Below are 11,053 nucleotides of genomic sequence, written 5' to 3' on the forward strand. Positions count from 1 at the left end.
GTCCGCGGGATCCGGGTGCCGGTGCCCCGGTGTCGGCGGGGACCTGGGGCGTTTCCCGGGCCTTGTTCGAATCTACAAGATCGGCTCACCGGCCGGACAGGCGCTTCGTGCCATCGGTGACCGCCGCGCTCGGCGGTGCGTCCGGCGAGCGTGTGGCGGGCGCCGTCCGCGGCCCGCGCCCACGACCCGCGCCGTGCCCGGAGGGCGGGCGCGCCGTCAGGAGGGGCGGTCCTCCAGCATGTCCGCCCAGCCGCTCTGGATCATCGTCTGGAAGGACCAGACGCCGTCCCGCCGGACCAGGACGTCGGCGTAGTTCATGCGGTGCTCCTCGCCGTCGCCCGTCGTCATCACCGAGGAGGTGAACACCACGGCGACGGAGGGGGAGAGGAAGAAGGGGGTGCGGACCGACTCGAAGCGGACGTCCTGCTCGCCTCCGCCGCCCATCACCGCGTTCATCGTCGCCACGTACCGCTCCCGGTCCCACTGGCCGGTCCGGGCGTTGCCGTCCGAGCCGTCGGTCACCAGGTTGAGCGGGAAGACCGCCATGTCGGCCATGCGCTCGACGTTCTCCGGCGTGGGCGCGGAGCTGTGCGCGTCATAGGTCTCGAACCACTCCGCCAGGCCGCGCAGGTCCTCCTCGGTCGGGGTGTAGCCGGTCAGGGCCTCGGCGATCTCGCTGCGCCGCACGGGCACTCCATTCGTCACATGGTGATCGGACGGTGCGACCGTACTGCCCGACCAGTGACTAGTCAAACTTGATTAGAGGGTCGTCCGTCCGCCCCACCCGTCCCGCGCGGACCGGACCCGTCCCCGCACCCTCCGCACCACCGCCGCGCGCCGGACGCGGACCACGCGCCGGTGTGGGACGGGGACCGGCGCGGGTACCCGGTTCGATGACGACCTGTCCCCACGACCCGCGCGGAGGCCCCCCACCGTGAGCGACACCCCCGACCACGACGGCGTCCCCAGGGCATTCGCGGGCGTCGTCCTCGACGCGCCCGACGCCCGCGAACTCGCCGACTTCTACCGCCGCCTGCTGAACTGGGAAACAGTCGAGGACGGACCGGACTGGGTGAGTCTGAAGGGCCCGGAGGCCACGAAGATCTCCTTCCAGACCGAGCCGGAGTACCGGCCGCCGACCTGGCCCGGCCGCCGCGACCGCCAACAGATGATGCTCCACCTGGACTTCGAGGTCGACGACCTGGAGTCGGCCCACCGACACGCCGTCGCCGTCGGCGCGACCCTCGCCGACTTCCAACCCCAGGACGACGTACGGGTCTACACCGACCCGGTCGGCCACCCGTTCTGCCTCTTCGTCGACGGCTGACTCCGCCGGGAGGGGCACGGCGACGATCGGGACGCCGTGGCCCTTCCCCCGCCCGGCCCCGGGGTGGTGAGATCGGTGCACCCGCCACACGACGCCCCACGGGGCCGCACGACGGCGTGCGGATCCCGGGCAGCGAGGAGGACGCATGACGGCATCCGCCACCCCGACCGAGGCCTTCCGCGCCGCACGAGACGTTCTGCTGCGGCACCGCGAGGACCACGCGGCGGCCCGCGAGGAGTTCCGGTGGCCGAGCCTCACGCACTTCAACTGGGCCCTGGACTGGTTCGATCCGGTGGCCGAGGGCAACGACCGCACCGCCCTGCACATCGCCGAGGAGGACGGGAGCGAGACGACCGTCTCCTTCGAGGAGATGCGCGTCCGCTCCGACCGGGTCGCCAACCGACTGCGGGAGCTGGGAGTACGGGCGGGAGACCGGGTCCTGGTCATGCTCGGCAACCAGGTCGAGCTGTGGGAGACCCTGCTGGCCGCGATGAAACTGCGCGCCGTCGTCATCCCCGCCACCCCGCAACTGGGCCCCGCCGACCTGACCGACCGCATCGAACGGGGACGGGCCGCGCACGTGGTCGTCCGGGCCGCGGACACCGGCAAGTTCGACGACGTGCCCGGCGACTACACCCGCGTCGCCGTCGGGAGCGGCGCGGCGCCGGGCTGGCTGGACCACGCGGAGGCGTACCGCGCCCCGGCGGAGTTCGAACCGGACGGGCCGACCCGCGCCGACGACACCCTGCTGCTGTACTTCACCTCCGGCACCACCGCCCGGCCCAAACTGGTCGAGCACACCCACGTCTCGTACCCGGTCGGGCACCTGTCGACGATGTACTGGATCGGCCTCAAGCCCGGCGACGTCCACCTCAACATCTCCTCGCCGGGCTGGGCCAAGCACGCCTGGAGCAGCTTCTTCGCGCCCTGGTCCGCCGAGGCGACGATCTTCGTGCACAACTACACCCGGTTCGACGCCGCCCGGCTGATGGCCGAGATGGACCGGGTGGGAGTGGACACCTTCTGCGCGCCGCCGACCGTGTGGCGCATGCTCATCCAGGCGGACCTGACGCAGCTCCGCACCCCGCCGCGCGAGGTGGTGGCGGCCGGCGAACCCCTCAACCCCGAGGTCATCGAGCGGGTCCGCGACGCCTGGGGCGTGACCATCCGCGACGGTTTCGGGCAGACCGAGACCACCGTCCAGATCGGCAACTTCCCCGGGCAGCCGATCAAGGCCGGTTCCATGGGGTTCCCCGCTCCCGGATACACCGTGGAACTGGTGGACCCGGTGACCGGCAAGCCGGGCGTGGACGAGGGCGAGATCTGCCTCGACCTCGCGCACCGGCCCCTCGGCCTGATGGCCGGTTACCACGGGGACGCCGAGCGCACCGCCGAGGCGATGGCGGGCGGCCACTACCACACCGGGGACATCGGCTCGCGCGACGCGGACGGTCGGATCACCTACGTCGGACGCGCCGACGACGTCTTCAAGGCCTCCGACTACAAGATCTCCCCGTTCGAGCTGGAGAGCGCCCTGCTGGAGCACGAGGCGGTCGCCGAGGCCGCCGTCGTCCCCTCGCCGGACCCGGTGCGGCTGGCCGTGCCCAAGGCGTACATCGTGCTCGCCGACGGATGGGAGCCGGGGCCGGAGACCGCCGAGGCGATCTTCGCGCACTCGCGCGCCGTCCTCGCCCCCTACAAGCGGGTCCGGGTCCTGGAGTTCGCCGAGCTGCCCAAGACGATCTCCGGCAAGATCCGCCGCGTCGAGCTGCGCGAGCACGCGGCGCGCGTCCGGGAGGACGGCACGGGCACCGAGTACCGGGACGGGCACCGGGAACGGGACCGCTGAACCGCCGTCCGAACCGTTCTCGTCCCGCCCGGGGCCGGGCGGGACGAGAAGAGGCCGGAGGGACTGGTTCCGGTCATTCTCGGTTCCGCCCGTCCGGCCCCGGCGCCCGTCCGGCGTCCGCCGGACGGGCGGGTGCGTCAGTCGAGCAGTTCGTACGCGGGCAGGGTCAGGAAGTCGGCGTAGTCCTCGTCCAGCGCCACCCGCAGCAGCAGGCCGTGCGCCTGGCGCCACCGGCCCGCCGCGTACGCCTCCTCGCCGAGTTCCGCGCGGATGCCCGCCAGGTCCTCCTCGGCCAGGGAGCGCACCAGTTCGGGGGTCACCTTCTCCCCGGTGTCCAGCACCACGCCGGCGTCCACCCACTGCCAGATCTGCGAGCGGGAGATCTCGGCGGTGGCGGCGTCCTCCATCAGCCCGAAGATCGCCACGGCTCCCGTGCCGCGCAGCCACGCCTCGATGTAGCGGATGCCGACCTGGACGGCGTTGACCAACCCCGCGCGGGTCGGCCTCGCCTCCAGGGAGTCGACGGCGAGCAGGTCGGCGGCGGTGACGCGGACGTCCTCGCGCAGCCGGTCCTTCTGGTGGGGGCGGTCGCCCAGCACCGCGTCGAAGGATTCCCGGGCGACCGGCACCAGGTCGGGGTGGGCGACCCAGGAGCCGTCGAAGCCGTCCCTCGCCTCGCGGTCCTTGTCGGCCCGGACCTTGGCGAAGGCCCGCTCGTTGGCCTCGGGGTCGCGGCGGTCGGGGATGAACGCGGCCATGCCGCCGATGGCGTGGGCGCCGCGCTTGTGGCAGGTGCGCACCAGCAGTTCGGTGTAGGCGCGCATGAAGGGCGCGGTCATGGTCACCGCGTTGCGGTCGGGCAGCACGAACCGCTCGCCGCCGTCGCGGAAGGTCTTGACGATGGAGAACAGGTAGTCCCAGCGGCCCGCGTTGAGCCCGGAGGCGTGGTCGCGCAGCTCGTAGAGGATCTCCTCCATCTCGTACGCGGCGGTGATGGTCTCGATCAACACGGTGGCGCGGACGGAGCCCTGCGGGACGCCGCAGTACTCCTGGGCGAAGACGAAGACGTCGTTCCACAGCCGCGCCTCGAGGTGCGACTCCAGCTTGGGCAGGTAGAAGTACGGGCCCTTGCCCGCGTCCAGCAGCCGGCGGGCGTTGTGGAAGAAGTACAGGCCGAAGTCGACCAGCGCGCCGGGGACGGGACGGCCGCCGGCCCGCAGGTGACGTTCGTCCAGGTGCCAGCCGCGTGGCCGGGCCACGACGGTGGCCAACTCCTCGTCGGGGCGGAGGGCGTACCGCTTGCCCTCGGGGGAGGTGAAGTCGATCCGGCGCTCGTGGGCGTCGCGCAGGTTGATCTGACCGCCGATCACGTTCTCCCAGGTGGGGGAGGAGGCGTCCTCGAAGTCGGCGAGCCAGACACGGGCGCCCGAGTTGAGGGCGTTGATCGTCATCTTCCGGTCGGTCGGACCGGTGATCTCCACCCGGCGGTCGGTCAGGGCCTCGGGGGCGGGGGCGACCTGCCAGTCGCCCTCGCGGACGTGGGCGGTCTCGGGGAGGAAGTCCAGGGTGCCGGTCCGGGCGAGTTCGGCGCGGCGCTCGGCCCGGCGGGCCAACAGCTCGTCGCGGCGCGGGGTGAACCGGTGGTGCAGTTCGGCGAGGAAGGCGAGGGCGGCCTCGGTGAGGATCTCGTCCTGGCGCTCCGGCGCTCGGCCGGGATCGACGTGGACGGCGACCGGCGGGGGCGGTGCTGCTGCGGACATGGGCTGTCACTCCTTCGTCGGGGCGGCACACAGCGCTCACCGGCACTGCTCGGCAATGGAGGTTAATTTCCTCATCGTGGAAGGGCAACGTCCATCGGCCGGTGACACGCCTTCGCCGTTCCCGCGCCAGCCCCGTGTGGGGTCATGTCGCGATCGCTCCTTTTGTCCTCGGCTTCTACCGGGAGCATGTGCCTCGGGCAGAAACGAGGGGAACGTCGATTCGAATGGCCGGATTTGTGCCCCGAGTTTCGCCCTCCGTATAGCGCGGTGTGCGGAGAGTGGCGTTTACTGTGCGGACCCCTTCCGCCCGCCCGGCGTGGCAGGAGGGCCGACGGGAGTGGAGGACGCCCCGTGGGCGCGTGCGCCGGCAGTGGCGGAACGACTGAACGACGGCGGAACGACGGCGGAACGGCAACGGAACGACAACGGAACACAGCATCCGTGTGGGGGGAGCTGCGTTGCGAAACGAAGCGGTGGAACGACGCGAGGTCGTGCACGGGCAGAGGGACCCCCGGGTCATGGAACTGCGCCGGGCCGTGACCCGCTTACAACGTGAACTCGCCGGTTATCGGGCCCATTTGGCGGACCGGGGGATAGCCGAGGGTGAACTGGCGGCCGTGGAGGCCATGGTGCGGGCGGGTGAACCCGACATCCCCCGGCTGCGTCACTCGCTGCTGCTGATTGCGAGTGCGATCGGCTCGGTGAGCGCGCTGGCCGAGGCCCTGGGAGAGGTGCGCAACGCCGTCGAGCTGTTCGGACGACCGGCACGTCGACCGTCGGGGGAGGGCGTTCGCCCGCCGGCGCCGAGGCCGTCGGCCCACTAGTCGCCGGTGGGTCGGGCGCCGGCCAGCGTGGCCGAAAGGTCGTGGGCGACCTCCTTCAGCAGCGGGACGAACGTGTCCCGGGCCGCGTCCGTCACCCGGCCCGCCGGACCCGAGATCGAGACGGCGGTCGCCGTCGGCGCGCCGGGCACCGGCACGGCGATGCAGCGCACCCCCATCTCCTGCTCGTTGTCGTCCACGGCGTACCCGTCCTCGCGCACCCGCTCCAGGGCCTCCAGGAAGACGTCCGGCGAGGTGATGGTCCGCTCGGTGGAGGCCGGCATCCCGGTGCGGGACAGCAGCGCCCGCACCTCCTCGTCCGGAAGGTGCGCCAGCAGCGCCTTGCCCACCCCCGTGGAGTGCGGCAGCACCCGACGGCCGACCTCGGTGAACATCCGCACCGAGTGTCGGGAGGGCGCCTGCGCGACGTACACCGCCTCGTCGCCGTCCAGCAGTGCCATGTTCGCGGTCTCGCCGGTCTCCTCGGCCAGCCGCTCCAGGTGCGGTCGCGCCCAGGAGCCCAGCAGTCGGGACGCGCTCTCGCCGAGTCGGATGAGGCGGGGACCGAGCGCGTAGCGGCGGTTGGGCTGCTGACGCACGTAGCCGCGGGCCACCAGGGTGCGCATCAGCCGGTGGATGGTGGGCAGGGGCAGCCCGCTGTCGGCGGCCAGCTCGCTCAGTCCGACCTCGCCCCCGGCGTCGGCCATCCGCTCCAACAGGCCGAAGGCGCGCTCCAGGGACTGGACGCCGCCGTTGGCGGCGGAGGGCTTGCGCTCGGCGGACGGCGACACGTCACGATCCTTTCGAGTCGGGTCAGGCGCAGCCTACCGGTCCGTCCCGGCCGTCCGGAGTCCGTGCCGCCCCGGTCGCGGACCGGCCCGGCGAGAGGCCGCGGCGGCGCGGGACGCGCTGTCGAGAAGCCCCTCCGGCCGGTTCGGGAAGCCCCTCCGGCCGGTGGAAACCCGCGGAACGCCCCAGGGGGCCGGGGCGTCGGGAAGGGAGTCGGGAAGAGGGGCGGACGATCGCGCGACACCGGGAGGCGGACGTCCCCGAGCCGGCCGGCCCGGGGGAGGGGTCACTGCCGGAGCGTGGGAAACCGCTCACTCTGTGTGGTTTGTCCTGTCAATCTGACCTCACGTCTTTCCGTCAATCGATGTCGGGGCTAGGCTCCGCACCGTGGCGAAGAAGGATCCGGTGGACCTCCAGTTCAGCGTGGACCGCAGCAGTCCCGTCCCGCTGTACTTCCAGCTCTCGCAACAGCTCGAAGCGGCCATCGAGCAGGGCCGGCTCTCCCCCGGGAGCCTGCTGGGCAACGAGATCGAGCTGGCCGGACGGCTCGGTCTGTCCCGGCCCACCGTCCGACAGGCCATCCAGGCCCTGGTGGACAAGGGCCTGCTGGTGCGCCGCCGCGGCATCGGCACCCAGGTCGTGCACAGCCAGATCAAGCGCCCCCTGGAGCTGAGCAGCCTCTACGACGACCTGGAGGCCGCCGGGCAGCGCCCCGGCACCCGGGTCCTGCGACTGGACACCGTGGAGGCCACCGCCGAGGTCGCCGCCGCCCTCGGCCTCCCCGAGGGCAGCGAGGTGCGCCTGGTGGAACGGCTCCGCTCCGCCCACGGCGAACCCATGGCCTACCTGCGCAACCACCTCCCGACCGACCTGATCGGCCTGGACGGCGACAAGCTGGAGGACACCGGGCTGTACCGGCTGCTGCGCTCCGCCGGCGTCACCCTCCACAGCGCCCGGCAGACCGTCGGCGCCCGCTCCGCCACCGCCGAGGAGGCCGAGCTGCTGGGCGAGTCGGAAGGCGCGCCGCTGCTGACCATGGAGCGCACGGCCTTCGACGACACCGGCCGGGCCGTGGAGTACGGCTCCCACCTCTACCGCGCCTCCCGGTACGCCTTCGAGTTCCAGCTCCTCGTCCGCTCCTGACCCGGTTCGTACAGGTGTGCGTGCCGGGGCGCGGGCGGCGGACCGGAACAGCTCGGTCACGGATCGACCCGTATCCCGGTCTCTCGCCGAAACGGTGACCGCGCGTGGTGCACAATCGATCTGATGAGCACGTACCGCGACCGGACGCACCGCAACTCGACCCGAGCGACGGTGCTACGCACCGTGGCGACCCGCGAGCGGCGCTCGCACCTGTCCGCACCGCGCGTGCCGACGGTGGGCATCGACATCGGCGGTACGAAAGTGATGGCGGGCGTCGTCGACGCCGAGGGCAACATCCTGGAGAAGATCCGCACCGAGACCCCCGACAAGTCCAAGAGCCCCAAAGTCGTCGAGGACACCATCACCGAGCTGGTCCTGGACCTCTCCGACCGCCACGACGTCCACGCCGTCGGCATCGGCGCGGCGGGCTGGGTGGACTCCGACTGCTCCAGGGTGCTGTTCGCCCCCCACCTCGCCTGGCGCGACGAGCCGCTGCGCGACGCGCTGACCGCCCGGCTGGCCGTACCCGTCATGGTCGACAACGACGCCAACACCGCCGCCTGGGGCGAGTGGCGCTTCGGCGCGGGCCGGGGCGAGGAGCACCTCGTCATGATCACCCTCGGTACCGGCATCGGCGGTGCCATACTCGAGGACGGCCAGGTCAAACGGGGTAAATACGGCGTTGCGGGCGAGTTCGGCCATATGCAGGTCGTGCCCGGCGGTCACCGTTGCCCCTGCGGCAACCGAGGCTGCTGGGAGCAGTACAGCTCCGGCAACGCCCTGGTCCGCGAGGCCCGCGAGCTGGCCGCCGCCGAGTCACCGGTCGCGCACGGGATCATCGCGCGGGTCGGCGGGCACATCCCCGACATCACCGGTCCGCTGATCACCGAGCTGGCCCGCGAGGGCGACGCGATGTGCGTCGAACTCCTCCAGGAGATCGGCGAGTGGCTCGGAATCGGCATCGCCAACCTGGCCGCCGCCCTGGACCCCTCCTGCTTCGTCATCGGGGGCGGGGTCAGCGCCGCCGACGAACTCCTCATCGGACCCGCCCGGGAAGCCTTCCGCCGCCACCTCACCGGCCGTGGCTACCGCCCCGAGGCCCGCATCGTCCGGGCCCAGCTCGGCCCGGAGGCCGGCATGGTCGGCGCCGCCGACCTCGCCCGGCTGGTCGCCCGCCGGTTCCGCCGCGCCAACCGTCGCCGCGTGGAGCGGTACGAACGCATCGGGGTCGGCCTGCTCCCGACCCGGGGGTGGGTGAGCGGCCGATGACCACCCTCCCCCCGCCCGACCGCCCACCGCACCGCCCCGAGCGCCGCTGGCTGGCCGCCCTCGTGGTGGTGCTGCTGATCGCCATTCCGGCCGGCTACCTGGTGCTCTCCGCCTACCAGAGCCGCGAGAGCGGCAAGGACAAGCAGCGGGACGCCGCGGCCACCGGCCTGGTGTGGCAGTGGCCGAGCAAGGTCGAGCGACGCATCTACGAGGTCCCCATACCCAAGGGGTCGAGCTATGTGGCGCACTACGAGACCAACTCCTGGGAGCGCAGCTCGTTCTACGTCCAGTTCCGCACCTCCAAGACGAAACTGGAGACCTTCCTGAAGGAGATCGGCAGCGACCCCTCCGAACTCCGCGAGGGCCAGGAGGGCGTCAGCGACCGACAGGCGGACGTGGTCGGCTGGGAACTCGACGTTCCGGGCCGCCGGTACGCGGGCACCACGATCGAGCGTCCCGGCGAGCGGCCCGACCTGGAGATCACCGTGGACGTCACCCACGAGAAGCGCCCCCGGGTCTACGTCGTCTCCACGACGGAGTTCTGAGCCCCGCGCTCCGCGCGGCACGCCCCGCCCACCCGCCCCGTACCACCTGGTCGGTAGCGTGGCGGCGTGAGCGAGACCAAGACCCTCCAGTACCGGATCGACGGACCGCCCGACGCGCCCCTGGTCGTCCTGGGCCCGGCGCTCGGCACCACCTGGCACATGTGGGACCGCCAGATCCCCGAGCTGAGCCGCCACTGGCGCGTGCTCCGCTACGACCTGCCCGGCCACGGCGGCTCCCCCGCCCACCCGGCCCCCACCGTGGCGGAACTCGCCGTCCGGCTGCTGGCCACGATCGACGCCCTGGGCGTGGACCGCTTCGCCTACGTGGGCTGCTCCCTGGGCGGAGCCGTCGGAGCCCAGATCGCGCTCGGCGCTCCCCGGAAGGTGGCCTCCCTCGCGCTGATCTCCTCCGCGCCCCGGTACGGCACCCCCGACTCCTGGCGGCAGCGCGGCGTCGTCGTCCGGACCAACGGACTGGACCCCATCGCCCGCTCCGTCCCCGAACGCTGGTTCACCCCCGCCTTCGCCGCCGCACAGCCCGCCATCGTCGACTGGGCCGTCCAGATGGTCCGCACCACCGACCCCGGCTGCTACATAGCCGCCTGTGAGGCGTTCGTCTCCTTCGACATCCGCGGAGAACTGGGCCGGATCGGCGTGCCCACCCTGGTCGTCGCCGGCGCCGAGGACCGGGCCACCCCGCCCGCCGACGCCCGCGCCCTGGTGGCCGGGATTCCCGACGCCCGACTCGCCCTCGTCCCCGACGCCTGCCACATGGCCCCGGTGGAACGCCCCGCGGAGGTCACCGAGCTGCTCGTGGCCCACCTCTCCACCACGCTGCCCCACGGACGGCAGGACACCCCGGCCGTCGCCCCCGCCCCCTACGCCCCGCCGCCGCCCGCGACCACCGTGACCGTGAGCCGTGCGGACATCCCACCCGACGCCGCACCCGACGCCACCCCGAACACCGCATCGAACGCCGCATCGAACACCGCTCCCACCGCCGATCGGGAGGAGTCGCCGCAGGGCTCCGCCGTCGCGGCCCTCACGGCCGGCGAACCCCGCCCGACCGACCCCGGCCCCACGTACGACACCGGTATGGGCATCCGCCGCGACGTGCTCGGCGACGCCCACGTGGACCGCGTCATGGCGAAGAGCGACGCCTTCACCGGCGACTTCCAGGACTTCCTCACCCGCTACGCCTGGGGCGAGGTGTGGGCCCGCACCGGCATCGACCGCCGCACCCGCTCGGTGGTCACCCTCACCGCCCTCACCGCCCTCGGCCACCTCGACGACCTGGCCTCCCACACCCGTGGGGCGCTGCGCAACGGGCTCACCCCGGACGAGATCAAGGAAGTGCTGCTGCACACGGCCGTCTACTGCGGGATGCCCGCCGCCAACGCCGCCTTCGCCGTGGCCCAGCGCGTCATCCGGGAGGAGACCGCCCCCAGGGACTAGATGAATGAGTCCGATGTCTGTCCTGGTCGCGACCATGGCGAAGGGCGCCCGTTGGTCAGTGTGTGAAGACAAACCTGGACGCCCTTCTGGCAGCA

Annotated in this window: 10 protein-coding genes; 7 read left to right on the forward strand and 3 right to left on the reverse strand. The window is 72.5% G+C overall.

The window, feature by feature from the left end; all coding sequences use genetic code 11:
• Positions 1 to 216: 216 nt before the first annotated feature.
• Positions 217 to 687 carry a hypothetical protein gene (locus tag IF47_RS0124975; protein WP_037733340.1) on the reverse strand — a complete coding sequence of 157 codons (471 nt, stop codon included), beginning with the start codon at positions 685 to 687 and terminating at the stop codon, positions 217 to 219.
• 247 nt (positions 688 to 934) lie between these two features.
• Between IF47_RS0124975 and IF47_RS0124980 the strand changes: the two genes are divergently transcribed.
• The gene (locus IF47_RS0124980; RefSeq protein ID WP_051718204.1) at positions 935 to 1,327 is read left to right on the forward strand and encodes a VOC family protein; all 393 of its coding nucleotides are present in this window, start codon (positions 935 to 937) and stop codon (positions 1,325 to 1,327) included.
• A 145-nt stretch (positions 1,328 to 1,472) separates the two neighbouring features.
• A complete protein-coding gene (locus IF47_RS0124985; protein ID WP_031511267.1) occupies positions 1,473 to 3,176 on the forward strand; it encodes an AMP-binding protein in 1,704 nt (567 codons plus the stop codon).
• A 137-nt stretch (positions 3,177 to 3,313) separates the two neighbouring features.
• Here the strand turns inward: IF47_RS0124985 and aceB are convergent, their stop codons facing one another.
• Complete coding sequence (aceB, locus tag IF47_RS0124990; RefSeq protein WP_031511268.1) at positions 3,314 to 4,936, reverse strand: malate synthase A; 1,623 nt, start codon at positions 4,934 to 4,936, stop codon at positions 3,314 to 3,316.
• 458 nt (positions 4,937 to 5,394) lie between these two features.
• On the opposite strand from aceB, the gene IF47_RS0124995 reads away from it, so the two are divergent.
• On the forward strand, positions 5,395 to 5,760 hold the full coding sequence (locus IF47_RS0124995) for a DUF5955 family protein (RefSeq protein WP_281179539.1): 366 nt from the start codon (positions 5,395 to 5,397) through the stop codon (positions 5,758 to 5,760).
• Here the strand turns inward: IF47_RS0124995 and IF47_RS0125000 are convergent.
• A complete protein-coding gene (locus tag IF47_RS0125000) occupies positions 5,757 to 6,548 on the reverse strand; it encodes an IclR family transcriptional regulator (protein WP_031511270.1) in 792 nt (263 codons plus the stop codon). The two genes, IF47_RS0124995 and IF47_RS0125000, sit on opposite strands and share 4 nt — an antisense overlap.
• Before the next feature lie 421 nt (positions 6,549 to 6,969).
• Between IF47_RS0125000 and IF47_RS0125005 the strand changes: the two genes are divergently transcribed.
• From IF47_RS0125005 to pcaDC, 4 genes are all read left to right on the forward strand, one after another.
• On the forward strand, positions 6,970 to 7,689 hold the full coding sequence (locus IF47_RS0125005) for a GntR family transcriptional regulator (protein WP_037733347.1): 720 nt from the start codon (positions 6,970 to 6,972) through the stop codon (positions 7,687 to 7,689).
• A gap of 123 nt (positions 7,690 to 7,812) precedes the next feature.
• Positions 7,813 to 8,958: an ROK family glucokinase gene (locus tag IF47_RS0125010; RefSeq protein ID WP_031511272.1), complete on the forward strand. Its 1,146-nt coding sequence runs from the start codon at positions 7,813 to 7,815 to the stop codon at positions 8,956 to 8,958.
• Positions 8,955 to 9,503: a hypothetical protein gene (locus IF47_RS0125015; RefSeq protein ID WP_031511273.1), complete on the forward strand. Its 549-nt coding sequence runs from the start codon at positions 8,955 to 8,957 to the stop codon at positions 9,501 to 9,503. The genes IF47_RS0125010 and IF47_RS0125015 overlap by 4 nt, the downstream gene beginning before the upstream one ends.
• A gap of 66 nt (positions 9,504 to 9,569) precedes the next feature.
• Entirely contained in the window at positions 9,570 to 10,958 is a 1,389-nt protein-coding gene (pcaDC, locus tag IF47_RS0125020) for a bifunctional 3-oxoadipate enol-lactonase/4-carboxymuconolactone decarboxylase PcaDC (RefSeq protein ID WP_031511274.1), read from the forward strand.
• The last annotated feature ends 95 nt before the right edge of the window (positions 10,959 to 11,053 follow it).

It is taken from the genome of Streptomyces megasporus, assembly GCF_000718985.1.
Lineage (GTDB): Bacteria > Actinomycetota > Actinomycetes > Streptomycetales > Streptomycetaceae > Streptomyces > Streptomyces megasporus.